22 protein-coding genes are annotated in these 23949 nt (G+C 44.2%); 18 read left to right on the plus strand and 4 right to left on the minus strand.

The features are described 5' to 3' along the window. The first annotated feature begins 7 nt into the window (after positions 1-7). From ACO1R6_RS10660 to ACO1R6_RS10675, 4 genes are read left to right on the plus strand one after another with little or no spacing between them, the layout of a single operon-like run. Positions 8-844 carry a phytoene/squalene synthase family protein gene (locus tag ACO1R6_RS10660; RefSeq protein ID WP_486264593.1) on the plus strand — a complete coding sequence of 279 codons (837 nt, stop codon included), beginning with the start codon at positions 8-10 and terminating at the stop codon, positions 842-844. A 6-nt stretch (positions 845-850) separates the two neighbouring features. Continuing rightward, positions 851-1381 carry a hypothetical protein gene (locus ACO1R6_RS10665; RefSeq protein WP_486264595.1) on the plus strand — a complete coding sequence of 177 codons (531 nt, stop codon included), beginning with the start codon at positions 851-853 and terminating at the stop codon, positions 1379-1381. Then, positions 1381-2076, plus strand: coding sequence for a lycopene cyclase domain-containing protein (locus ACO1R6_RS10670; protein WP_486264597.1), 696 nt, complete (start codon positions 1381-1383; stop codon positions 2074-2076). Before ACO1R6_RS10665 ends, ACO1R6_RS10670 begins: the two co-directional genes overlap by 1 nt. 5 nt (positions 2077-2081) lie before the next feature. Then, positions 2082-2927 (plus strand): 4-hydroxy-3-methylbut-2-enyl diphosphate reductase, encoded by an 846-nt coding sequence (locus ACO1R6_RS10675; protein ID WP_486264599.1) that lies wholly within the window; start codon positions 2082-2084, stop codon positions 2925-2927. A 221-nt stretch (positions 2928-3148) separates the two neighbouring features. On the opposite strand, the gene ACO1R6_RS10680 is transcribed toward ACO1R6_RS10675, so the two are convergent. Next, positions 3149-4045: a helix-turn-helix domain-containing protein gene (locus ACO1R6_RS10680; RefSeq protein WP_486264600.1), complete on the minus strand. Its 897-nt coding sequence runs from the start codon at positions 4043-4045 to the stop codon at positions 3149-3151. Between the two features lie 71 nt (positions 4046-4116). Next, on the minus strand, positions 4117-5121 hold the full coding sequence (locus tag ACO1R6_RS10685) for an aldo/keto reductase (protein WP_486264602.1): 1005 nt from the start codon (positions 5119-5121) through the stop codon (positions 4117-4119). Positions 5122-5568: 447 nt separating this feature from the next. Here ACO1R6_RS10685 and ACO1R6_RS10690 point away from each other — a divergent pair, with 447 nt between their 5' ends. From ACO1R6_RS10690 to ftsZ, 14 genes are all read left to right on the plus strand, one after another. Continuing rightward, the gene (locus ACO1R6_RS10690) at positions 5569-6249 is read left to right on the plus strand and encodes a fatty acid desaturase (RefSeq protein WP_486264604.1); all 681 of its coding nucleotides are present in this window, start codon (positions 5569-5571) and stop codon (positions 6247-6249) included. A gap of 398 nt (positions 6250-6647) precedes the next feature. Further along, positions 6648-7115, plus strand: a complete 468-nt coding sequence (gene mraZ, locus ACO1R6_RS10695; RefSeq protein WP_486264606.1) for a division/cell wall cluster transcriptional repressor MraZ — start codon at positions 6648-6650, stop codon at positions 7113-7115. Then, positions 7115-8017: a 16S rRNA (cytosine(1402)-N(4))-methyltransferase RsmH gene (gene rsmH / locus ACO1R6_RS10700; protein ID WP_486264607.1), complete on the plus strand. Its 903-nt coding sequence runs from the start codon at positions 7115-7117 to the stop codon at positions 8015-8017. Before mraZ ends, rsmH begins: the two co-directional genes overlap by 1 nt. A 114-nt stretch (positions 8018-8131) precedes the next feature. Then, positions 8132-8566 carry an FtsL-like putative cell division protein gene (locus tag ACO1R6_RS10705; protein WP_486264608.1) on the plus strand — a complete coding sequence of 145 codons (435 nt, stop codon included), beginning with the start codon at positions 8132-8134 and terminating at the stop codon, positions 8564-8566. Continuing rightward, on the plus strand, positions 8550-10652 hold the full coding sequence (locus tag ACO1R6_RS10710; protein WP_486264610.1) for a penicillin-binding protein: 2103 nt from the start codon (positions 8550-8552) through the stop codon (positions 10650-10652). The genes ACO1R6_RS10705 and ACO1R6_RS10710 overlap by 17 nt, the downstream gene beginning before the upstream one ends. Beyond that, on the plus strand, positions 10652-12115 hold the full coding sequence (locus ACO1R6_RS10715; RefSeq protein ID WP_486264611.1) for a UDP-N-acetylmuramoyl-L-alanyl-D-glutamate--2,6-diaminopimelate ligase: 1464 nt from the start codon (positions 10652-10654) through the stop codon (positions 12113-12115). Before ACO1R6_RS10710 ends, ACO1R6_RS10715 begins: the two co-directional genes overlap by 1 nt. Positions 12116-12179: 64 nt before the next feature. Beyond that, positions 12180-13403 carry a phospho-N-acetylmuramoyl-pentapeptide-transferase gene (gene mraY, locus ACO1R6_RS10720; protein ID WP_486264613.1) on the plus strand — a complete coding sequence of 408 codons (1224 nt, stop codon included), beginning with the start codon at positions 12180-12182 and terminating at the stop codon, positions 13401-13403. Positions 13404-13488: 85 nt separating this feature from the next. After that, complete coding sequence (murD, locus tag ACO1R6_RS10725; RefSeq protein ID WP_486264615.1) at positions 13489-14844, plus strand: UDP-N-acetylmuramoyl-L-alanine--D-glutamate ligase; 1356 nt, start codon at positions 13489-13491, stop codon at positions 14842-14844. A 159-nt stretch (positions 14845-15003) separates the two neighbouring features. Further along, positions 15004-16188 carry an FtsW/RodA/SpoVE family cell cycle protein gene (locus ACO1R6_RS10730; protein WP_486264617.1) on the plus strand — a complete coding sequence of 395 codons (1185 nt, stop codon included), beginning with the start codon at positions 15004-15006 and terminating at the stop codon, positions 16186-16188. Next, positions 16172-17287 carry an undecaprenyldiphospho-muramoylpentapeptide beta-N-acetylglucosaminyltransferase gene (gene murG, locus ACO1R6_RS10735; RefSeq protein WP_486264619.1) on the plus strand — a complete coding sequence of 372 codons (1116 nt, stop codon included), beginning with the start codon at positions 16172-16174 and terminating at the stop codon, positions 17285-17287. Before ACO1R6_RS10730 ends, murG begins: the two co-directional genes overlap by 17 nt. Then, complete coding sequence (gene murC / locus ACO1R6_RS10740; RefSeq protein ID WP_486264621.1) at positions 17284-18696, plus strand: UDP-N-acetylmuramate--L-alanine ligase; 1413 nt, start codon at positions 17284-17286, stop codon at positions 18694-18696. Before murG ends, murC begins: the two co-directional genes overlap by 4 nt. A 232-nt stretch (positions 18697-18928) precedes the next feature. Further along, positions 18929-19447 carry a cell division protein FtsQ/DivIB gene (locus ACO1R6_RS10745; protein ID WP_486264623.1) on the plus strand — a complete coding sequence of 173 codons (519 nt, stop codon included), beginning with the start codon at positions 18929-18931 and terminating at the stop codon, positions 19445-19447. Between the two features lie 10 nt (positions 19448-19457). Then, positions 19458-20783 carry a cell division protein FtsA gene (gene ftsA / locus ACO1R6_RS10750; protein WP_486264624.1) on the plus strand — a complete coding sequence of 442 codons (1326 nt, stop codon included), beginning with the start codon at positions 19458-19460 and terminating at the stop codon, positions 20781-20783. Between the two features lie 23 nt (positions 20784-20806). After that, entirely contained in the window at positions 20807-22321 is a 1515-nt protein-coding gene (gene ftsZ, locus ACO1R6_RS10755; RefSeq protein WP_486264625.1) for a cell division protein FtsZ, read from the plus strand. 73 nt (positions 22322-22394) lie between these two features. Here ftsZ and ACO1R6_RS10760 read toward each other — a convergent pair whose 3' ends face one another. Together ACO1R6_RS10760 and ACO1R6_RS10765 are read right to left on the minus strand one after the other, a co-directional pair. Next, positions 22395-22919 carry an NADPH-dependent FMN reductase gene (locus tag ACO1R6_RS10760; protein ID WP_486264627.1) on the minus strand — a complete coding sequence of 175 codons (525 nt, stop codon included), beginning with the start codon at positions 22917-22919 and terminating at the stop codon, positions 22395-22397. 138 nt (positions 22920-23057) lie between these two features. Beyond that, entirely contained in the window at positions 23058-23810 is a 753-nt protein-coding gene (locus tag ACO1R6_RS10765) for a succinate dehydrogenase/fumarate reductase iron-sulfur subunit (RefSeq protein WP_486264658.1), read from the minus strand. Between the last annotated feature and the right edge of the window lie 139 nt (positions 23811-23949).

Consider the following 23949-nt stretch of genomic DNA (forward strand, 5'->3'; position numbering starts at 1 on the left):
TAAAAAAATGATGGAATTATTTAACCAGACGAGCTACAAATGCAGCCAGCTGATTACCCAGCAGTACAGCACTTCTTTTACGTTGGGGATTAAAACCCTGGATAAAAAATTTCATTACCCAATTTATGGCATTTATGGTTTTGTGCGCTTCGCCGATGAGATTGTAGATACCTTTCATGATTACGACAAAGCCGCCCTGCTCGACGATTTTGAGGCCTGCACCTACGAAGCTATCCGGAAAAAAATAAGCCTTAACCCGGTATTACATGCCTTCCAGGCGGTGGTAAACCAATACAACATAGATTTGTCTTTTATCGATGCTTTCCTGAAGAGCATGCGCATGGACTTGCTGGACCAGCGCTACAACAAAGACCTGTACGACGAATATATTTACGGCTCGGCCGAAGTAGTAGGCCTGATGTGCCTGAAGGTTTTTTGCGAAGGCGACGAGGCTTTGTTCCATAAATTAAAAGAACCAGCCCGCAGCCTGGGAGCGGCCTTCCAGAAAGTGAATTTTTTGCGCGACATGAAAAGCGATTACAAAGAACGCGGCCGGGTTTATTTCCCTAAAGTAGATTTCCGTTCTTTCGATAACGATTGTAAAGCCGCTATAGAAGAAGATATTCTGGCCGATTTTCAGGCGGCTTACCAGGGTATTTTACAGTTACCCAAGTCGGCGCGCATGGGCGTTTACCTGGCCTATATCTATTATTTAAAGCTATTTCGTAAAATTCAGCACTTACCAGCGGCACGAATTTTGTCGGAACGCGTAAGAGTACCAGATAATACCAAATTGGCATTATTGGTAGGTTCTTACCTGCGTTACCGTTTTAACACAATCTAGCTTATCGTGCACAATTTACTTTTAGCCCTTAGCGTATTCTTTACCGGTTTGTTTTTTCAGTTTGAGAACTCTTACAAAATACATGATCTGCGCCAACTGTACGAGAAAAGCGCCAAAGATAAAGCTACCTGCGAGAAGCTACTACAGCACCTGAATAGATATAAAGGCAATGACCCCGTGGTACAAGGGTTTGGCGCAAGCACCGAAGGCATGATGGCCAAATACGCCTGGAGTCCTTATTCCAAAATAAAACACCTCCGTAATTCGGCACAGCAGTTCGAAGAAATAATAGCCAAAAACCCGCAGGTAGCCGAAATACGTTTTTTGCGGTATTCGCTCGAATATTTTATTCCGCGCTACCTGAACATGAGCAGCCACCTCGACGAAGATAAAAAAGTATTCCTGGAAAGTATTTTCCGGTATCCTAAATCCGATATAGACGGCGAAGTTTACCAGATAATGCGTAATTTCTTGCAAAAACACCCCGATCAGCTAACCGAACAGGAGAAAAAGCAGCTCCAAAATCTAAAAACCTGATGTATATTTATTTATATCTGAACCTGTTTACCATCTTTTTCCCTTTTATTCTTTCTTTTGATAAGCGGGTGCAGTTTTACAAAAACTGGCCGGCCTTGTTTCCGGCTATTCTGGCCAATGCTTTATTGTTTATTCTCTGGGACAGTATTTTTACCCGCATTGGGGTGTGGGGCTTTAACCCCGAATATTTGGTAGGTTGGTACTTTTTTGGTTTACCTCTGGAAGAAATACTTTTTTTCTTTACCGTACCGTACGCCTGCGTATTTATTTACGAAACCCTGAATACCTACATTAAAAAAGATTATTTATACCCGTACGCCCACTGGTTTATACTGGGCTTACTTATTTTACTGGTGCCGCTGGGTTTACTGTTTTTGCCCCGGCTTTACACCTCTATTACATTTTTGGGGTTAGCTATCATGCTGGTTGTGCATTATTTACTCCTTAAAAAAATTATTCTGGGTAGATTTTTTACCGCATATTTCGTACATTTAATACCGTTCCTGCTGGTAAATGGGGTGCTTACCGCTTTGCCGGTTGTTTGGTACAACAACCAGCACAACCTGGGCCTCCGGATTACTACCATTCCGGCCGAAGACACCATGTACTCGATGTTAATGCTCTTGATTACCATTACGATATATGAACTGCTGAAAAGAAATAAAACAAAACAAATAACCAACACGGTGGTTTAAGCTATATGTATAATCTGCAGGTACATATCGACCCAAATTCCGGCTTTTGCTTTGGGGTAATTTATGCCATTCAAATGGCCGAAGATATTCTGGCTGAGCAGGGCTACCTGTATTGCCTGGGCGATATTGTGCACAACGATGAAGAAGTAGAGCGACTGGAAAAACGGGGCTTACGCATTATCAACCACGAAGTTTACCAGCAACTAAAAAACGAGCACGTACTTATCCGGGCGCACGGCGAACCGCCCAGCACGTACCAGATTGCCCTTGAAAATAATTTAAATTTAATTGATGCGTCGTGCCCGGTAGTGCTTAAACTACAGAACCGCATTAAAACATCGTACGATAAAAAAGAGCAGATTTATATTTACGGCAAACATGGTCATGCCGAAGTGCTGGGTCTGCTGGGCCAAACCGGCAACCAAGCCGTGGTTTTTGAGAATATTGAAGAACTGATGCAACACCAATTGCCAGCCAATATTACCCTGTACAGCCAAACCACCAAGAGTACCGATAATTTTTACAAAATAAAAAGCCACCTCGAAACCAGCGGTTTTACCGTAGAAGCCAATGATACCATTTGCCGCCAGGTCTCTAACCGCGACAAAGACTTACGTAAGTTTGCCAGCCGCTTCGATAAAATTGTTTTTGTATCGGGTACCAAATCGTCTAATGGCAAAGTGTTGTACCAGGTTTGCAAAGACACCAATCCAAATACTTACTTTATTTCCAAAGTAGAAGAGCTTTCGCCTGCTTTATTTTCGCCCGGCGACTCGGTAGGTATTTGCGGTGCTACCTCTACGCCCATGTGGCTCATGGAAAACGTACGCGATATTCTGCTTTCTTATTAAGCCAACCGGCTGGTGTGTTTTCCTCTGCCAGTTAATTATTTTATATCAGTAAATACTTGGCCCGTTTAGAGTAACTTACCTTATAGTTCGGTAGATATTGATAGCTTTAGGAATGTATTCATAAGAGAAATCATACAATATATAAGCCAGTTAAGGTATCTGTAGTTGTTTAACTTGTGAGCTGCTTAAACTTTACCTTAAATCCTGAACCCTTGAATTTGTTAGTTAAATGATTGTCGAAATTGCAGTGGCGACATTTTGGTTTTCTTTTTAAAAAGCGTACTAAACGACTGCGCATGTTCAAAACCTAGTGTATAAGCAATTTCGCTGATTGATAAACTTGTAACAGATAGTTTTTCCTTGGCCTTCTCAATCAACTTTTCATGAATATGTTGTTGGGTGTTTTGCCCGGTATGGATGCGTAACAGATCGCTTAGGTAGTTGGGTGAGATGTTCATTAAATTGGCTATATATTGTACCGTTAACAAACCGGGTTGCTCTTGGTGAGCGGTGTTAAAGTAATTATCTACCAGGTATTCAAATTTTGTAATGAGCTGATGATTGTTGCTTTTGCGGGTGAAAAACTGGCGCTCGTAAAAACGTCTGGAATAATTGAGCAGCAGATCAATTTGGGATAATATAATTTCTTGAGTGTGCCTGTCAATATGGGTACATTCTTGGTCAATTTTTTTTAGAATTGTAATAAGGTCCTCTTCTTCTTCGGCAGAAAGGTGCAATGCTTCGTTTACTGCATAAGAGAAAAAACCGTAAGTATGTATAGTGTTTGCCAAAGTATGCCTCAGCAGAAAATCGGGATGGAAGATAAGCAGATAGCCCGAACCGCATTCCATAGTCCGTAAATCTAAATACTGCACCTGATTGGGGGCGGTAAAACTTAAAACGCCTTTATCATAATCATAATGTTGCTGACCATATTTTACTTTGCCCTTAGCGTCTCTTTTTAAGGCTACGCAATAAAACCGGTTTACAAAACCTTTCCAGACGTCATCCTCCAGAAAAATACTTTCGGCCAGATTAATAACACTTACCAGCGGATGCCGGGGTTCGGGCAAAGACAAAAGCCGGTGAAATTCTGAAACAGATCTAATTGCGTTCATAACACTAATTTAAAATTTAAGATTGATAGCACAACGGCTGCATTGTTCAGAAATGCAGCCGTTAGAAATAATTAATCAATCAGCCCCATGCTAAATTCATCGTACGGCTTACCAGTATCCGTGCCTAAAGGTACAATGCTTTCCAGGCGCGACAGGTCTGCTTCGCTTAACTGGATAGCAGTAGCCGACAGATTCTGCTCCAAATAGGTTCTGCGTTTGGTACCCGGAATTGGTAAAATACCCTTGCTCATGATCCAAGCCAATGCCAACTGAGACGAGCTAACGTTTTTCTCTGCTGCCAATGCTTCAATTGCTTTAACTAATGCTATGTTTTTATGAAAATGGGCCTCCTGAAACCGTGGAATTGCCCGCCGGAAATCATTCTCTGGTAAATCGTCTATCGTACGGATTTGTCCGGATAAAAAACCGCGGCCCAGCGGCGAGTAAGCCACAAAGCCAATGCCCAGTTTATTCAATGTTTCCAATACACCCCGTTCTTCTACCGTTCGCTCAAATAATGAATATTCGCTTTGTACTGCGGTAATTGGGTGTACGGCATGTGCTCTTTCTACGGTTTCTGAAGACACTTCCGATAAACCAATGTAACCTATTTTCCCTTCTTTTACCAGACTACCCATAGCGGCCACGGTTTCTTCAATGGGGGTACTTTTATCCAGGCGATGCATGTAATATAGGTCAATATAATCGGTGCCGAGGTTTTTCAGGGAACGCTCAATTGCCTTTTTTACATACTCCTTTTTGCCATTAATGGCCCAGGTTACTTTGTTGTTATCGTCTATCTCCCAACCAAATTTAGTAGCGATAACGTATTTGTCGCGATTGCCCCGAATCGCTTTCGAGATAAGCTGCTCATTTTTTAAAGGGCCATATAAGTCTGCGGTATCTAAAAAGTTGCCGCCTAGTTCAAGCGAGCGGTGAATGGTGGCAATTGCTTCTTGCGCATCTGCCGGGCCGTACATGTTGCCTTCTTCAAAGCCGGTCATGCCCATACAGCCCAACCCAATAGCCGGTACAATCAAACCCTGACTTCCTAATGTTATTTTTTTTATTTCCATAATATTTATTTAGTAGGGCAAAGTTCGGTACGAAATAAAAAACGGTTGTATGCAAAGCCCGGAAGGTTGTATGCAAATCAAGGGTTGTGGCCAATATTTAGAAATATTTAAAATCAAACTTCTAAACACATAAATATTTGCTTATACACTAAATAGTAATAGATAAGTAAGTGCTTTCGCGAATTTGCTGCGTTATTAGTTTTAGGCAAAACCTATTGTTTTAAAGTGCATTTTATTGGGATTCAGTCTTATAAAAGTTGTTAAATGCATAAATTTGCAGCCGGTGTTTTTTTTAAATAAATAATTAGACCAAAAAAGGCTTTGCACAAAGGTTTGCGGGTGGGTAAAAAATAGTTTACTTAAATTTGCCTGTATAGCTTTGTTAAAAGTTGATTTAAAACTTTAAGCGGCAAACACTTGTTCTGGTTTAAACACGAATAAACTTTTATGACCATTTGGCAAAAACATACCGGCGTTATAATAGCAATTTTGGTTATCCTGAGTTGGGCGGGTAGTCTGTGGTTTCTGCTACATTTCCCGGTTAATTTGTATTCGCCGGTACCTTATTTGTTTTTGCTGGTGCAAACCCATTTGTATACTGGCTTATTTATTACTGCCCACGATGCCATGCACGGGGTTGTTTCGCGCCACCGCCGGGTAAACAAATTTATTGGCACGTTGGCTGCCGGGTTGTTTGCTTATAATAATTTTAACCGTTTGTTGCCCCGCCACCATGCCCACCACCACCACGTAGCTACCGGCCAGGACCCGGATTATCACGGCGGTAATTTTTTTGCCTGGTATTTCAGCTTTCTTAAAAATTATATTACCTGGCAGCAACTGGTGCTCATGGCCTTAACTTTTAACTTGCTGAAGCTTTTTTTTGCCCCGGAAAACGTAATTTTGTTCTGGATGATTCCGGCTATTTTGGCTACTTTTCAGTTATTTTATTTTGGTACTTACCTGCCGCACCGCGGCGAGCATGCGCCCGATAATACACACAAAGCGCATACCCAAGCCAAAAACCACACCTGGGCCTTTATAAGCTGTTACTTTTTTGGTTACCATTACGAGCACCACGATAAACCTTACGTGCCTTGGTGGCAACTATATAAAGAAAAACCCTGATATTATTTACCTGTCAACCTCCCGCATCTGCCGGAGGTTTTTTGCTTATATAGTACCTGTGTTAGATAGTACGCTTCCGGAAATCCATCCCACTTTCTCCCACTTTTATTTTTCTACATAAATCAGACAGCTGGTAAAACGGGTTTTTTGGAAGCTAAAAGTTTATTACATAAGTATTTATAACCAATTTTACAGAAATATACCAATTTATTATTGTTAAAATACCGTGGTATAACCAAAATAAACCCGTGGGTAACCTGTGGATAATGTGTATAAGTGGAGTTGATAACCATAATTTATCCACAAAGTGGTAAAAAGTGGGAGATTGTGGTTGACTTAATTTCTGTATTCCGTATTTTTGTTTACTCCGGATTTTAGCCGGAGACTAAACATAGTGTATGAACTTTCTTTCCGGCGAATACGAGTGCAAGCTAGACCCGAAAGGAAGGTTGGTTTTACCCGCTAAGATTAAAGCCAACCTGCCCGATGATTCCGGCAACCAGGTGGTCCTGACCCGGGGGTTTGAGCCGTGCCTGGTTTTGTATCCGCAAACGGAGTGGAAAATAATTTACGACAAAGTTGCTAGCCTGAACGAGTTTAACGAAGAGTACCGTACTTTTCAGCGGAATTTTTTCCGGGGCAACACCGAAATAGAACTGGATAGCACCGGGCGGTTTATATTGCCCCGTACCATGGTGCGCTACGCCGATATAGACAAAGAAGTAATTGTAGTGGGGTTAGGCAATCGGGTCGAAATCTGGAATCCCGATAAATACGAAGACTTCCTGATTAAAGATCAGCAAAGCTTCTCGCAACTGGCACAAAAATATTTAGGCGAACAGCCTGTCATTCAACCCGGAATATAATGGCGTATCACCAACCGGTAATGCTACAGGAATCGGTAGATGCCCTGGATATTAAGCCCCACGGCATTTATGTAGACTTAACATTTGGCGGTGGTGGCCACTCGGCCCGGATTGCCGAAGCGCTGACCACCGGGAAACTATATGGTTTCGATCAGGACCCGGATGCCGAGACAGAAGCTCAAAAGCTGACCAACCCGGCATTTACATTTGTAAAGGCCAACTTCCGGTACCTGAAAAAATATTTGCGCCTGTACGGGGTAAAGCAGGCCGATGGTATCCTGGCCGATTTGGGCGTGTCGTCGTACCAGTTCGATACTTCCGAAAGAGGGTTTTCTACCCGGTTTGATGGGCCATTGGATATGCGCATGGATCAGGAGGGTACCAAAACGGCTAAAGATATTCTGAACACTTACGCCGAAGAAGATTTGCATAAGTTATTTGGCATTTACGGCGAAGTAAAAAATGCCCGTACGCTGGCCCGTACCATTGTGCTAAAACGGGCCGCCCAGGAACTGGAAACCATTGGGCAGTTTAAAGAGGCTATTAAGAGTTGTTTGCCCAAAGGCAAAGAAAATAAATACTTGGCGCAGGTGTTTCAGGCGTTGCGCCTGGAAGTAAACGACGAACTAAAAGCGCTGGAAGAAATGCTGCTGCAAACGGCAGAAGTATTAAAACCGGGCGGGCGTCTGGTTATTATTTCTTACCACTCGCTCGAAGATCGGCTGGTAAAAAATTACATCCGTACCGGTAAGTTTTTTGGCGAGGTAGAAAAAGATTTGTTTGGCAACGAGAAGAAGCCCTTTGAGGCGGTATTTCGCAAACCCTTAACACCATCGGCTACAGAACTGCAAGAAAACAGCAGGTCCAGAAGCGCTAAGCTCCGGGTAGCCGAAAAGCTGTAAGAAATAAAGCATAAGTTATAAGTGTTAGAAAATAAGTAATTAAAGTAGAAGGCCAGGAGGAAAGCGACGCATGCAAAACTTAAAACTTACCACTTACCACGTAAAACTTTAAAAATGGCTACAAACACCGTAAAAGAACGTCCCCGGATTCAGCGCCGGGTTAATGCGCAACGTGTGGTGCCGCAAATGGAGCCCGAGAAACCCGAGCGCCCCAAAGGCATTAGCATTTTTGAGTTGCTGGACCGCTATACCCGCATGGATGTGCTGTTCCAGCATGGCTTGCCGGTAAGATTTCTGCCTTACATTTTATATTTAATGCTGGTAGCTATTTTTTACATTGGCAACACCCATTACGCCGAAAAGACCATCCGGAAAATTGATAAAATTAAAAATGAAACCGAAGATTTGCGGGCCGACTACACGACCTTAGCCTCTGAGTACATGGAAGCCAGCAAGCAGTCAGAAGTAGCCCGCAAAGTATTACCGGCCGGTATTGTCGAAAGTTCTTCACCCCCTTATCAGATTGAAGTAAATGGCGAAGAATATTAAGAAATCTATTGTTACCCGGGTGCGGGTAGCATTTTTGGCTATTTGTTTATTTGCCGGGGCCATTGTAGCCAAAGTAGCTTACGTGCAGTTTGTAGAAGGCCCCAAGTGGGTGCAACTCCAAAAAGAAAGCCGCATTATTTATTTGCCGGTTTACGCTACCCGGGGTAATGTACTTTCGGATAACGAAAGCATTATGGCTACCTCGCTGCCATTTTACCGCGTAGCCTTCGATCCCACCATTTGCGAAGCCAAAACTTTTAACAAAGGTATCGATTCCCTGGCTTTGCTTTTATCGCGTTTTTATAAAGATAAATCGCCGGAAGGTTACCGACGCAAGATTATGAATGCCCGGGGCGAGAAGAAGCGTTACCTGCGCATAAACAGTCGTCAGCTAAATTACCAGGAAAAGAAAATGATGGCGCAGTGGCCTATTTTTCGGGCGGGTAAAAACAAGGGCGGCGTTATTTTCGAGAAAGTAGACAAGCGTTTCCGGCCGTTTGGTACCCTGGCCCAACGCACCATTGGCCGGATTACCGAAGATAAAAATGGGTCGGGTTTAGAATATACATACAACAGTTACCTGGCCGGTAAAGATGGCGAAGCCCTGTTTGAGCGTATGGCGGGTGGTAACAAACCGGTTTACAATGGGACCGATGTAAAACCATTGCCGGGCTACGACATTAAAACCACCATCGACATTAACTTACAGGACGTAGCCGAAAATGCGTTGTACAAGGCTTTAGTAGCCAATAATGCCCAGTACGGTTGTGTGGTTTTAATGGAAGTTAAAACCGGCGAAATTAAAGCCATTGCCAACCTGGGTAAAGAAAAAGAAGGCGTTTACGTCGAGAATTACAACTACGCCGTAGGTAACCATGGCCGTACCGAACCCGGTTCTACCTTTAAACTGGCTTCTATGATGGCGCTTTTTGAAGGTACCAAACTCACCCCTTACGATTCTATTGATACCGGCCGGGGCCGCCAGTTAATCGGGGGTAAAAGTATGGGCGAAGCCACAGGCGGTGGCTATGGTAAACTTTCGGTATCGCAGGTATTCGAAAAATCATCTAACCCCGGTACGGCCAAGCTCGTGGAGCAATATTTTGGCCATGACCCGAAAAAGTACACCGATTTTCTGCACCAGTTTGGTTTAGATAAGCCTTTAGGTTTCCAGATGCACGGCGAAGCCAAACCTTTTATTCGTACCCCCGCCGACCCCCGGTGGAGCCAGACTTCTTTGTCGCGGTTGGCCATTGGTTACGGTTTACAAGTATCGCCATTGCAAACGCTGGCTTTTTACAATGCAGTGGCCAATAATGGTATTAAGGTTACGCCTATTATTGTAAAAGAAATTCGCAAGGCCGATATGGTAATCGAAAGCTATAACGCCGACGATTTTAACCCAACCCGCATTTGTTCCGAAGAAACCGTGAAAAAACTGCGGGTACTCATGGAAGGTGTGGTAGAGCGGGGTACAGGTAAACACGTAAAAAGCCCGCATTATAAAGTAGCCGGTAAAACCGGTACCGCCTGGAAAATTAAAAATGGTAAATACATAAAAGATTATTCAACTTCTTTTGCCGGTTATTTCCCCGCCGACAATCCTAAATATTCCTGTATAGTTATTATCGATACGCCTAAGCGTGGGCACATTTACGGCGGTGATGTAGCAGCCCCGGTTTTCCGGGAACTGGCCGATAAAGCTTATGCCCGCGACCTGACCTTACACAAACCATTGGCTAACCGGGTAGTAACCGACCGACAAAAACTGCCGCCGGTAAAAGCTGGCAACCAGGAAGAACTCACCCTGATTAGCAATAAAATGGGTGTTAGTTCGCACGGAACAGCCGACGAAGAATGGGTAAAAGTGGATACCCAGAAACAATCGATGGTTTGGCGGCCAAATAAATTAATGGTGGGCCGGGTGCCCGATGTGGAGGGTATGACCCTGCGCGATGCCTTATTTGTGCTGGGTAACCAGGGGCTGAAAGTACGCACCGAAGGAATAGGCCGGGTCCAGAAGCAATCGCTGGAGCCGGGTACGCCCATTAAAAAAGGAAGTATTATTGTAATAACGCTGAGTTAATGCCGCTATTAACCAATTTATTATCTGACGTAAAAAGACTGCAAATACTGGGCACCGAAACGGTTGAGGTAAATGGCTTAACTTTCGATTCGCGCCGGGCAGAAGCCGGTACGGTGTTTTTTGCCATTAAAGGAGTACAAACCGATGGACATGCTTATATACCGCAGGCAATAGTTGCGGGCACCAGGGTAGTTATTTGCGAGGTGTTGCCCACCGAATTACAACCAGCCGTAACGTACGTGCAGGTAACCGACAGTGCGGCCGCCATGGGGTATATGGCCGCCGCATTTTACGAAAATCCGTCACAGAAATTAAAATTAGTAGGAGTTACGGGTACCAATGGTAAAACCACTTGCGTAACGCTGTTACATAAACTGTTTCGGGAGTTAGGACACCAGGTTGGCTTGCTTTCTACGGTTCAAAACCAGATTAACGAAACCGTAGTGCCAGCTACCCATACCACCCCCGATGCCATTAGCCTGAACGCCTTACTTGCGCAAATGGTAAAAGCCGGCTGCGGGTATTGCTTTATGGAGGTGAGCTCGCACGCATTGGTGCAGCACCGGGTAACCGGTTTACAATTTGCCGGCGCCATTTTTACAAATATTACCCACGATCACCTCGATTACCACAAAACTTTCGACGAATATATCCGGGCAAAAAAGTTGTTTTTTGATTTTCTGCCGAAGAAAGCCTTTGCCCTGGTAAACGCCGACGATAAACGCGGAACGGTAATGCTTCAGAATACAGTTGCTAAAACGTATACCTATGCCCTGCGCAGCACCGCCGATTTTAAAGCCCGCATTCTGGATAACTCTATTCAGGGTTTGCAACTGGAACTAGATGGCAAAGAAGTTTGGTGCAAACTAATTGGTACTTTTAATGCCTACAACCTGCTGGCCGTTTACGGAACAGCCGTTTTATTAGGCGAAGACCCCGACGAAGTACTAACCATTTTGTCAAGCTTGTCTTCGGCGGCCGGCCGCTTCGATTATATTGTATCGGATACCCAAATTACCGGCATTGTAGATTATGCCCACACCCCCGATGCTTTGCAAAATGTGCTGAACACGATCAAGCAAATCCGGCGGCCCGAGCAACAGGTTATTACGGTGGTGGGTTGCGGCGGTAACCGCGATGCCACCAAGCGGCCCATTATGGCCGATATTGCCTGCCAGTACAGCGACCGGGTAATATTAACCTCCGATAACCCGCGGTACGAAGATCCCCTGGAAATATTAAACCAGATGCAGGCCGGCGTAAAGCCCACCGACTTAAAAAAGACCCTGACCATAACCGATCGGCGCGAAGCCATTAAAACGGCTTGTGTTTTGGCCAATACCCAGGATATTATTCTGGTAGCCGGTAAAGGCCACGAAACTTACCAGGAAATAAAAGGGGTTAAAACCGATTTCGACGATAAAAAAATATTAACCCAGCTTTTCCAGGTTTTGGGAAAGTAAAACCAGATGTTACATAGCTTAAACCGGTAATAAAATTTGTCGGCTTAAGTAATTTTAAAGATAAATGCTATACTACTTATTCACATACCTTAAGCAAGAATATAATCTGTATGGTGCCGGAGTATTTCAATATATTTCGTTCCGGGCCGGTATGGCTACGCTGGTTTCTTTGCTGATTGCCATGATTTTTGGTGGCCGCTTAATTAAAATGCTGCAACGCAAACAAGTAGGCGAAAGCATCCGTGATTTAGGTTTAGAAGGCCAGATGGAGAAAAAAGGCACGCCAACCATGGGGGGTATCATAATATTAATGGCCATTCTAATCCCCACATTACTTTTTGCCCGCCTCGATAATATTTATATAATCTTAATGCTGATATCTACCATTTGGTTGGGCCTGATTGGTTTCCTGGACGATTACATAAAAGTTTTCCGGAAAAATAAAGAAGGCTTGGCGGGTAAATTTAAAGTTATTGGCCAGGTGGGCTTGGGCTTGATTGTGGGCTACGTGCTTTTTACCAGCGACGATGTAGTGGTGCGGCAATATGTACATCCCGCCACCGGGGCTTTGTCGGCGGTAGATGCTTCGCCTACGTACCTCGACGTGAAATCCATGATTTCCACGATTCCTTTTTTAAAGAACAACGAACTCGACTATTGCACACTCTTTTCTTTTGTCGAGCCAGTTTTTGGGCAATGGGCTTGTTTCCTGTATATTCCGCTGGTAATCTTAATTATAACCGGGGTATCTAACGGCGCCAATATTACCGACGGTATAGACGGATTAGCTGCCGGTACTTCCGCCATTATTGGTATAACCTTGGCCATTTTTGCCTGGATTTCTGGTAATACCATTATTGCCGATTACCTGGACATTATGTTTATCCCGAATTCCGGAGAGCTGGTAATATTTTGTACTGCGTTTGTGGGGGCTTGTATTGGCTTTTTGTGGTACAACTCTTACCCGGCTCAGGTTTTTATGGGCGATACCGGTAGTTTAGCTATTGGGGGCATTATTGCCGTGTTGGCCTTAATTGTGCGCAAAGAGTTATTAATTCCTATCCTGTGCGGTATTTTTATTGTTGAAAACCTATCGGTGATGATACAAGTGAGTTATTTTAAATACACCAAAAGAAAGTACGGCGAAGGTCGCCGCATCTTCAAGATGTCGCCGTTGCACCACCATTACCAAAAAATAGGCTACCACGAATCTAAAATTGTATCGCGGTTCTGGATTGTAGGCATTATGCTGGCCATCTTAAGCCTGGCAACTTTAAAATTAAGATAATTTTAATTTCTGACTGCTAATGGTTAAATATTAAAGCAACTACCAGGAATAAATAATTAATGAACAACGACTAACGACCAACGAAATGACAATTGCGATACTAGGAGCCGGCGAAAGTGGCGTAGGAGCAGCTCTTTTGGCAAAAGCCAAAGGAGTAGAGGTATTTGTATCGGATATGGGAAATATTAAACCGGCCTATAAAGAACATCTCGACCGGGAAAATATATCTTACGAAGAAGGTACGCACAGTTTCGATAAAATATTAGCCGCTGATGAGATAATTAAAAGCCCGGGTATTCCGGATAAAGCCGAAATTATTAAACAAGCTAAGATTAAAAGTATTCCGGTTATTTCGGAAATAGAATTTGCAGCCCGTTATTCTAAAGCTAAGTTTATTTGTATTACCGGCACCAACGGAAAAACCACTACCACACTTTTAACGCACCATTTGCTAAAAACTGCGGGGGTAAATGCCGAACTAGCCGGAAATATTGGCGAAAGTTTAGCCGCCAAAGTAATTGAAGATACCGCCGAATATTATGTAGTAGAGCTGAGTAGCTTTCAGTTAGATACCATGTATGGCTTTAAAGCCCACATTGCCATTCTGCTGAATATTACCCCCGATCACCTGGACCGTTACGATTATAACATCGGGAACTATGCACAATCAAAATTACGCATTACCCAAAACATGGCCCCAACTGATTTCTTTATTTACAACGAAGAAGATCCGCTGATTCGGGAATATTTTGGGAAAGTAGATTTTAATGGTACGGCCGTTCCTTTTGGGTTAAACCATACGGAGAGCACGCAAGCTTATTACAAGGGCAGCAGCATTACAACATTAGCAACCGGCATTCCGCAGGAAATAAATGTATCGGGTTCGCCTTTAATTGGTAAACACAACCAATACAACACCCTGGCTGCGGTTACTGCCGCCTTGCTGGCCGGGGTAGAACCATTTCGGATTGAAGAAGGATTGGCTACTTTTAAAAATGCTGACCACCGGTTGCAGAAAGTAGGCGAAGCTAATGGTGTAACTTATATAAACGATTCCAAAGCTACTAACGTGGAAGCCGTTTGGTATGCGCTGGAAGGCATAAAACAACCCATTATCTGGATTGCCGGCGGCGTAGACAAAGGCAATAATTACGATACCCTGAAGCCATTGGCCCAAGAGAAAATTAAAGCCTTAATCTGCCTGGGTAAAGAAAACGAAAAGCTTTTTGGGGCATTTGCCGGAGTAATTCCGGTTATCGAAGAAACGCAGTCGGTAGAAGAAGTAGTGCAGAAAGCCCGGAGCCTGGCTACCGCAGGTGATGTGGTACTGCTGTCGCCGGCCTGTGCCAGTTTCGATTTATTTCAGAACTACGAGCACCGCGGGCGCAGTTTTGCCGAAGCCGTGCAAAAGCAGGTTTTAAACAAAGAAGAGCATAAATAAACTAGCAGGATACACTGAATCGGGCAATATCTATGCTGGCTCAGATATAAAAGTTTATCCAGGTATTTTGAGACTGGTAGTACTGCCAAAGGCAAGTTTATCAAACAAATATTAATTAACAGTTACCATGGTTTGGGCCATGGATTAAGGGCTAAAGTTATGAACAAAATTAAAGGCTGGCTGCAGGAGAACCTCAAAGGCGATCCAATCTTGTGGGGAATTGTGATTGCTTTCTCGCTTATTAGTATTTTGGTGGTGTACTCGGCTATTGGTACGCTGGCTTACCGCAAGAGCCAAGGCAACACCGAAGGCTTCTTATTTAAGCACATGGGGCTTATTTTTGTGGGTTTGGCCTTTATGTGGTTTGCCCACAAAATCAATTACCGGTATTATTCCCGGCTGTCGTTATTTGGGTTAATATTATCGGTTCCCTTGCTGCTTTTTGCCTGGAAGTTTGGTACAACGGTAAACGAAGCGTCGCGTTGGATTGTAATCCCGGTTATTAATCAAACCTTTCAGCCTTCCGATTTGGCCAAACTTTCTTTAATTACCCACCTGGCCAGCATGTTATCGAAGCGCCAATTAAATATTACTAATATCCGGGAAACCTTAGTTCCGATGCTACTTTGGTGCGGTTTAATTTGCGGCCTGATTGCCTTAATGAATATTTCGACGGCTTTATTGCTGTTCCTGACTTGTATGCTGCTCATGTTTATTGGCCGAGTGCCTTTAAAATATATCATGATGCTGATTGTGGTAGGCGCTTTGTTTGGTTCGGTGGCTTTGGCAGTTGGGCAGCGGATGAAAACTGCTATTAGCCGGATTGAGAACTTCATGGACCCCAAAGAAACCGTGTTTCAGTTAGAGCAGTCTTATATTGCCATTGCTACCGGCAGCGTTTTTGGTAAAGGGCCGGGCAAAAGCGACCAGCGTAACTTTTTGCCTTTACCTTATTCTGATTTTATTTATGCCATTATTATTGAAGAATATGGTTTTATTGGCGGCTTGCTGGTGTTATTCCTGTATTTAGCCTTTTTGTATCGGGGCATGGTGGCGGTATCCCGAAGTTACGGCGCCTTTGGCGGATTGCTCTCGGCGGGACTAAGTTTTAGCTTGGTTATCCAAGCCATGGTTAATATGGGCGTAGCCGTTGGTTTAGGTCCTATTACTGGTTTACCGTTGCCGTTGCTTAGTATGGGCGGTACTTCTTTAATATTTACCGGTATTTCTATCGGGATTATTTTAAGTGTTAGTCGCAGCGAAGCCGAATTATCTGGTTCTTCTAAAATTAATTTACCGGGCAATGTAGCCGCTAAAATGGTCGCCAATGTCTCTAACAACTAAAAAAATAGCACGGGTTATTATTAGTGGCGGCGGTACCGGCGGGCATATTTTCCCGGCCGTAGCTATTGCCAACGAAATAAGGCAACGCAACCCCGATGCCGACATTTTATTTGTAGGAGCCAAAGGCCGGATGGAAATGACCCGCGTGCCTGAAGCTGGTTATAAAATTGTGGGTTTAACCATCAGCGGCTTGCAACGCCGGTTTACTTTAGAAAATTTATCGTTTCCGTTCAAGGTTTTTTCCAGTATTAGGGCGGCGCGTAAAATAATAAAAGACTTTAAACCCGATGCAGTAGTAGGCGTAGGGGGGTATGCAAGTGCACCAGTATTATTTGCCGGTACCTCATTAAATATTCCCAGCCTTATTCAGGAGCAAAATTCTTATGCCGGCATAACAAATAAATTGCTGGGCAAACGGGTAAATAAAATTTGTGTAGCCTACGAAGGAATGGAAAATTTCTTTCCGGCTGCTAAAATCGTGCTTACCGGTAACCCGGTCCGGCAAGATATTGCCGTGAGCGAAAACCTGAGAACCGAAGCTCTGGATTATTTTACCCTGGAGGCGCACCGGAAAACCATTTTGGTTATAGGGGGTAGCTTGGGTGCCCGCACCATTAACCAAGCCACGGCCGCAAACCTGGATAAAATAAAAGCCGCCGGCTACCAGCTTATCTGGCAAACTGGTAAAACGTATTACAACCAGGCGCAGGAGGCGGCTAAAACTTATGCTGGAGTAGGATTAAAAGCCATGGATTTTATTCGGCGTATGGATTTAGCGTATGCCGCCGCCGATGTAGTTATTTCGCGGGCTGGTGCCTTGTCTATCTCGGAGCTGTGTTTGGTAGGTAAACCGGTTATTCTGGTACCATCGCCCAATGTGGCCGAAGACCACCAGACCAAAAATGCTTTGGCTCTGGTAAAAAAAGAAGCAGCTATTTTAATTAAAGATGCCGATGCCGATTCGCAGCTTTACCCGGCGGCTTTGGCTTTAATGGCCGATGCCGCAAAGCAAGAACAGCTTAAAAAGAATATTTTAAAAATGGCGCAGCCCCATGCAGCCGCAGCCATTGTGAACGAATTAATAAATATTTTGCCTTGAAACCCGAAGACTACCGTTACATATATTTTCTAGGAATTGGCGGCATTGGCATGAGCGCCATTGCCCGTTGGTTCCGGGCAAAAGGGTACCCGGTTTGGGGCTACGATAAAACGCCCACGCCGTTAACCGAAGCCCTGGCTGCCGAAGGTATTCTGGTGCATTACGACGACAATGTTAACCATATTCCCCAGGAAGTACTGCTGCATAAACAGGAAACCTTGGTAATTCTGACCCCGGCCATTCCGGCCGAGCACCAGGAGTGGCATTATTTACGGGAGCAGGGTTATACCATTAAAAAACGTTCGGAAGTACTGGGCCTGATAACCCAAAACGCTTACACCATTGCGGTAGCCGGTACCCACGGTAAAACCACTACCTCGTCTATGATTGCGCATTTGCTGCACCAGGCTGGCGTAAATGTATCAGCGTTTTTAGGCGGCATTGCGGTTAATTTTAAATCCAACCTGGTGTTGGCCAGCAATAACCAGGCAGCAGAAAAAGTAGTGGTAGAAGCCGATGAGTTTGACCGTTCATTTTTGCGGCTTTTTCCGGATGTGGCGGTAGTTACCTCTACTGACGCCGACCATTTAGATATTTACGGCGATAAAGATGCGCTGATTAAAAGCTTTACCGATTTTGTGGGGCAAATACGGCCAAACGGCTACCTGATTTTAAATACCCAGGCCGACAGCCGCATTGTGGCAAAAATAGATCCAACGGTAACGGTTATCCGGTATAGTTTTTCGGATGCACCCGTGCACGCCACCGAACTAAACATTGCGGGCCGGCAGTTTAGCTTTACCCTCAACAGTAACCTGGGCAATATTTCTCATTTAGAACTGCTGGTGCCCGGCTATCATAACGTAGAAAATATGCTGGCCGCCATTACAGTGGCCCAGTTGCTGCACGTGCCTGCCGAACAGATTGCTGCGGCCGTACAAACTTACCGCGGAGTAAACCGCCGTTTTGAGTATATTGTTGATTCTGAAAAAGTAATATACATTGATGATTACGCCCACCACCCGAGCGAAATAAATGCATTTTTAAAGTCGGTAAGGGCATTATATCCGGGTAAAAAGCTAAAAGTTATTTTTCAGCCGCATTTATATACCCGCACCCGCGACTTTGCCGATGAATTTGCTCAAAGCCTGAGTCTGGCCGACGAATTGGTGCTTTTAGATATCTATCCGGCCCGCGAAAAACCCATTGCCGGCGTTACGGCTCAATTAATTCTAAACAAGGTTACTATACCAAAAAAAGTTATCAACACTAAAGAAGAAGTGCTGGAAAGTATCGGAAAAAATCCCATATTTGATATTCTGGTTACCGTTGGCGCCGGCGATATTGACACCCTGGTAAAGCCCATAAAAAACATTTTGGAGGAGAGGAGTTATGTTGAGAAGGCGTAGGGTCGTTTCTTTGCTTTTTTGTTTTGCTTTGTTTTGCCTGATAGGCATTTCTGTAGCCTTTGTAAATAAACGCCAGGAACAACGTATATGCGAAAAGGTATATATATCCATTGATAATGAATACAATAACTATTTTATCAGTGATCGGGAAATAAAAAACATACTTACACAGTACGGCGATAGTAAAATAGAAGGGCTAAATGTTAAAGAGATTAATCTAAAGAATCTTGAAATGCGAATAAAATCGCATAAATTTGTGCAGGATGCGCAAGTGTATCGCGATTTAAGTGGCAATATAAACATTAAAATCAAGCAAAACCGCCCGATAGCCCGCATTGTACACCCTGACGCTGAGCAGGATGTGTATATTGATGAGGACGGTAGTGTATTGCCTTTATCCGATCGGTTTACCGCCCGGGTTATACCCATTACCAGTAGTGAAAATCTGCCGGCCTTAGAAAAAGGTTTTTTTCAGGACTCTACGGGTAAGCCATATCTGGCGCTGCTAAAATTTATCGAGCAGGATAACTTCTGGAAAGCGCAGATTGCCCAAATGCACATTGACGCCAAAGGAAAGATTTCTTTTCTGCCCCAGATTGGTCGCGAAACCATCCAGTTTGGGAAGCCGGAAGATATTGAGCAAAAATTTAAAAAGATTTTAATCTTTTACCGGAAGGTACTGCCGGCAATGGGCTGGGATAAGTATCAGCGTGTGAACGTGGAGTTTAAAGACCAGATCATCTGTGAATAAAATATTAAGTATGCAAAACGACAAAATTGTAGTAGGCCTGGACATCGGAACAACCAAAATTTGTGCATTGGTTGGCCGCAAAAACGAGTTTGGCAAACTCGAGATCCTGGGCATGGGAAAAGCGGTTTCGGAAGGGGTTGTGCGCGGCATAGTAAGCAACATCGACAAAACCGTAGATGCTATTAAAAAAGCTATTAGACAAGCAGAAGAACAGTCGGGCATTAACATTGGCATTGTTAACGTAGGTATTGCCGGTCAGCACATAAAAAGCTTACAGCACAACGGCAGCATTACCCGTCTTTCTACGGACCAGGAAATTACGGTAGACGATGTAAACCGTCTGACCAACGATATGTACCGGTTGGTTACGCCGCCGGGCAGCGAAATTATTCACGTAATGCCCCAGGATTATAAGGTAGATTACGAAGAAGGTATTATTGATCCGGTGGGTATGTCGGGCGTGCGACTGGAAGGTAATTTTCATATTATTACTGCCCAGTCTAACGCCATTAACAACATTAATAAATGTGTAAACCGGGCCGGGTTGGAGATTGACAATCTGATTCTGGAGCCATTGGCTTCGAGCATGTCGGTGCTGAGCGACGAAGAAAAAGAAGCAGGTGTAGCTTTAATTGATATTGGTGGTGGTACTACCGATTTGGCTATATTTAAAGACAACATTATTCGGCATGCAGCAGTATTGCCATTTGGCGGTAACATTATTACTTCCGATATTAAACAAGGCTGCATGGTAATGCAAAACCAAGCCGAACAGTTAAAAGTTAAGTTTGGCCGGGCCATTGCCGATGAAGCTTCTGATAATGAGATTGTTTCTATACCGGGTTTGCGCGACCGTACGCCTAAAGAAATATCCCTGAAAAATCTTGCTTATATTATAGAAGCAAGAATGGAAGAAATTATTGAACTTGTTTACTCGGAAATTGTTAGAAGCGGATACGCTAACAGTTTAACAGCAGGTATTGTTATTACGGGCGGCGGCTCACAATTACAAAACCTGGTGCAGCTGGTAGAATATTTAACCGGTTTGGATGCCCGCATCGGGTACCCGAACGAGCACTTGGGCAAGAGCAAAATTGATGCAGTAAAGAGCCCGATGTATGCCACCTCGGTAGGTTTAGTTTTATCCGGTTACCGTTCTCTAGACGACCGGGTTACCCGCTACACCGAAACCAGAAACGTTGAAACCCGCACCAATGAGCAACGGGTAGCAGCGCCAGCTAAGCAGAACTCGGGCAGCGGCGATTTCTTTAAGAAAATCCTTGATCGCACCAAAGGTCTGCTCATTGATGACTTTGACGATAAACAGAATTACTAACATTATAAGCAGCGAATCAAGAAATGGCTTTTTCAAACTATAAATTTGATATTCCTACCAATTCTAAGTCCATCATCAAGGTGATTGGCGTGGGCGGAGGCGGCAGTAACGCGGTAAACCACATGTACAACCAAGGCATCAAAGATGTGGAGTTTGTGGTTTGTAATACCGATGCGCAAGCCCTTAAAAGCAGTAGCGTACCGAATAAATTGCAAATAGGGGTAGACCTGACCGAAGGACTGGGCGCCGGAGCAAATCCGGAGCGAGGAAAACAAGCCGCGCTGGAAAGCAAAGAGCAAATAAGAGAGCTCCTGGGCAACGATACCAAAATGGTATTTATTACGGCGGGTATGGGCGGTGGTACCGGTACCGGTGCGGCACCCGTTATTGCCAAAGTAGCCAAAGATCTTGAAATATTAACCGTAGGTATTGTAACGGCTCCTTTCTTATTTGAAGGCCGTAAAAAGCGCGTTCAGGCCGATAACGGTATAAAAGAACTGAGCGATAGCTGCGATACCGTACTGGTAATTCTGAATGATAAGCTGCGTGAAATGTTTGGTAATTTGCCTATCCGGCAGGCGTTTGCCAAAGCCGATAACGTTTTAAGCACCGCTGCCAAAAGCATTGCCGAAATTATTACCGTAACTTCTGAAGTAAACGTTGACTTTGAAGACGTGAAAACGGTAATGAAAGATTCTGGCGCTGCCGTAATGGGTTCGGCTACTACCGAAGGCGAGAACCGGGCTTTACGGGCGGCCGAAGAAGCTTTATCTTCGCCGTTGTTAAACAACACCGATATTCACGGGGCGCAGAAAATATTGCTGTCTATTATGTCCGGCGACCAAGCCGAGTTAGAAATGGACGAGCTGACCGAAATCACTGAATACATCCAGGATAAAGCCGGCGAAGAAGCAGAAGTTATTTTTGGTCATGGTATTGATTCTTCTTTGGGCCAGAGCATTCGGGTAACTGTAATTGCCACCGGTTTTGCTAAAGAAGGAACCAGCATTGTGCAGCCCCAGCCCGCAAAAAAGATAGTACCTTTAGATTCTGATCCTTTAGCTAATATTTTTGAACCAACACCAGCGCCCATTCGCCGGGAAGAACCAGTTGCACCAGCTCCGCGGCCAGCTGAACCAGTAGCGCAACCAGAACCAGTTAAAAAGCCGGAGCCTTCCCGGATTGTTATGGATTTAGAGTCGTCGCCGGCACCAGTTCCTACTTTCCGGGAAAGAGAAATTAGCCGCGAAGAACCACCGCGCATAGAGCCGCCCCGGGTAGAAATTGACCCGTACGAAGCTGAGCGCGCCAGCCTGGAAGCCAAAGCAGCCGAAAGAAGAAAGCGTTTACAACAGTTAAGTAGCGAAGTTACTAGCGAAGCCATTAAAGAAAAGCTGGAAGTGCCCGCTTATTTGCGCCGCAATGTAGCCCTGGAAAATGTAGCGTCGTCATCGGCCCGTAATATTTCTCGGTTTAACTTAAGCGACGACAACGATATTCTGGGTGACAACAAGTTTCTGCACGACAATGTAGATTAACTGTAAAAAGTAAATAAAACAGAAAGGCCGGTTAATCTTAACCGGCCTTTCTGTTTTAAAGCTATTTGTAAAATCAAAAGTTGATCAAAGCGTCTATTTGCTCATCCAGTAACTGCAGGTACAATTTATTTGTAATCTCGCCTTCGCTCATGTTTTTATGAATGTGCATCAGGCGGGGTTTAGCCGCCAATACGTGCATACCCATATAATTCAAGACATCAGTTAAATGGCTGAGGGCCAAAGCCCCGCCTTGCGTACCGGTAGAAATGCCTACCAAAGCGCCTTTTTTATGCCGGAAACTTTGGGGGTAACTCAAACCATCCATAAACGCTTTTAATATACCCGGGTAAGAGCCGTTGTATTCGGGCACGATAAAAACAAACTTTTCTGATTCTTCTATAATCAGGTTTAATTTATTAAACTCCGGATTTTTCCCGCTGTTGTCGTATAAAGCTGTTGAAATAAAATCGTGGGGCAAATCCAGCAGGTCCAGAATCTGATTGGGAATGCCGCGGGCCTGCAGCAACCGCGCATATATTAAAGAGATAACTTTAGCATTTGCTTTAGGTCGGTTAGTGGCCGAAATAATGGTTATCATAGAAATACGTTGAGGTGGCGAATAGAAAGAATAACTACTTTAATAATACAAGGTTCTATTTTAGTAAAGATAAGTTGTGCTTAAAAGAAAAAGCGAGCTGGTGGGCTCGCTTTTTCTTTTAAATATTTAAGTATTAAATTAAATATTGTTAGAGGTAGCTTTGGCCACAATAAATTCGCGGTTTAACATAGCAATATTATCTAACGAAATGCCCACCGGACATTCGGCGGCGCAAGAGCCAATATTGGTGCAAGCACCAAAACCTTCGGCATCGTGCTGGGCCAGCATGTTTTCTACGCGGGTTTTCCGTTCTACCTGCCCTTGTGGCAACATAGCCAACTGCGATACTTTTGCACTTAAGAATAACATGGCCGAAGCATTTTTACAAGCGGCTACGCAGGCACCGCACTGAATACAAGTGGCAGCATCAAAAGCTTTATCGGCAATATTTTTTGGAATCGGAATTTCGTTTGCGTCGGGTACCCCACCGGTATTTACTGATACGTAACCACCCGCTTGCTGAATCCGGTCCAGCGCCGAGCGGTCTACGCTTAAATCTTTGTGTACGGTAAAGGCGTTGGCGCGCCAAGGTTCTACCACAATGGTATCACCGTCTTTAAACTTACGCATGTGCAACTGGCACGTGGTAGTTCCTTTTTCCGGACCATGGGCGCGGCCGTTTATGTACATGCTGCACATACCACAAATACCCTCGCGGCAATCGTGGTCAAAGGCAATGGGTTCTTGTCCTTCCCGAAGCAAATCTTCGTTCAAAACATCAAACATCTCCAGGAACGACATATCCGGCGAGATATCTTTTACATTATAAGTAACCAGCTGGCCGGCCGTTTTCGCGTTTTTCTGTCTCCAGACTTTCAGCGTCAGGTTCATGGGCTTGCTGTTGGGATTATTACCTGCCATATATTTAATTATGAATATTGAATTATGAATTATGAGTTTGAATAGTTAGCTAATTTTCAAACGCTGGGTAATTCATAATTCATAAATTTTGATTTTATAATTCTCTAAA

Source organism: Adhaeribacter sp. (genome assembly GCF_057359045.1).

What these genes read in the sequence shown, in the direction of transcription:
- ACO1R6_RS10660 (WP_486264593.1), top strand. Translation starts at nt 8, where the DNA reads ATGATGGAATTATTTAACCAGACGAGCTACAAATGCAGCCAGCTGATT.
- ACO1R6_RS10670 (WP_486264597.1), top strand. Translation starts at nt 1,381, where the DNA reads ATGTATATTTATTTATATCTGAACCTGTTTACCATCTTTTTCCCTTTT.
- ACO1R6_RS10675 (WP_486264599.1), top strand. Translation starts at nt 2,082, where the DNA reads ATGTATAATCTGCAGGTACATATCGACCCAAATTCCGGCTTTTGCTTT.
- ACO1R6_RS10680 (WP_486264600.1), bottom strand. Translation starts at nt 4,045, where the DNA reads ATGAACGCAATTAGATCTGTTTCAGAATTTCACCGGCTTTTGTCTTTG.
- ACO1R6_RS10685 (WP_486264602.1), bottom strand. Translation starts at nt 5,121, where the DNA reads ATGGAAATAAAAAAAATAACATTAGGAAGTCAGGGTTTGATTGTACCG.
- ACO1R6_RS10690 (WP_486264604.1), top strand. Translation starts at nt 5,569, where the DNA reads ATGACCATTTGGCAAAAACATACCGGCGTTATAATAGCAATTTTGGTT.
- mraZ (WP_486264606.1), top strand. Translation starts at nt 6,648, where the DNA reads ATGAACTTTCTTTCCGGCGAATACGAGTGCAAGCTAGACCCGAAAGGA.
- rsmH (WP_486264607.1), top strand. Translation starts at nt 7,115, where the DNA reads ATGGCGTATCACCAACCGGTAATGCTACAGGAATCGGTAGATGCCCTG.
- ACO1R6_RS10705 (WP_486264608.1), top strand. Translation starts at nt 8,132, where the DNA reads ATGGCTACAAACACCGTAAAAGAACGTCCCCGGATTCAGCGCCGGGTT.
- ACO1R6_RS10710 (WP_486264610.1), top strand. Translation starts at nt 8,550, where the DNA reads ATGGCGAAGAATATTAAGAAATCTATTGTTACCCGGGTGCGGGTAGCA.
- ACO1R6_RS10715 (WP_486264611.1), top strand. Translation starts at nt 10,652, where the DNA reads ATGCCGCTATTAACCAATTTATTATCTGACGTAAAAAGACTGCAAATA.
- mraY (WP_486264613.1), top strand. Translation starts at nt 12,180, where the DNA reads ATGCTATACTACTTATTCACATACCTTAAGCAAGAATATAATCTGTAT.
- murD (WP_486264615.1), top strand. Translation starts at nt 13,489, where the DNA reads ATGACAATTGCGATACTAGGAGCCGGCGAAAGTGGCGTAGGAGCAGCT.
- ACO1R6_RS10730 (WP_486264617.1), top strand. Translation starts at nt 15,004, where the DNA reads ATGAACAAAATTAAAGGCTGGCTGCAGGAGAACCTCAAAGGCGATCCA.
- murG (WP_486264619.1), top strand. Translation starts at nt 16,172, where the DNA reads ATGTCTCTAACAACTAAAAAAATAGCACGGGTTATTATTAGTGGCGGC.
- ACO1R6_RS10745 (WP_486264623.1), top strand. Translation starts at nt 18,929, where the DNA reads ATGCGAATAAAATCGCATAAATTTGTGCAGGATGCGCAAGTGTATCGC.
- ftsA (WP_486264624.1), top strand. Translation starts at nt 19,458, where the DNA reads ATGCAAAACGACAAAATTGTAGTAGGCCTGGACATCGGAACAACCAAA.
- ftsZ (WP_486264625.1), top strand. Translation starts at nt 20,807, where the DNA reads ATGGCTTTTTCAAACTATAAATTTGATATTCCTACCAATTCTAAGTCC.
- ACO1R6_RS10760 (WP_486264627.1), bottom strand. Translation starts at nt 22,919, where the DNA reads ATGATAACCATTATTTCGGCCACTAACCGACCTAAAGCAAATGCTAAA.
- ACO1R6_RS10765 (WP_486264658.1), bottom strand. Translation starts at nt 23,810, where the DNA reads ATGAACCTGACGCTGAAAGTCTGGAGACAGAAAAACGCGAAAACGGCC.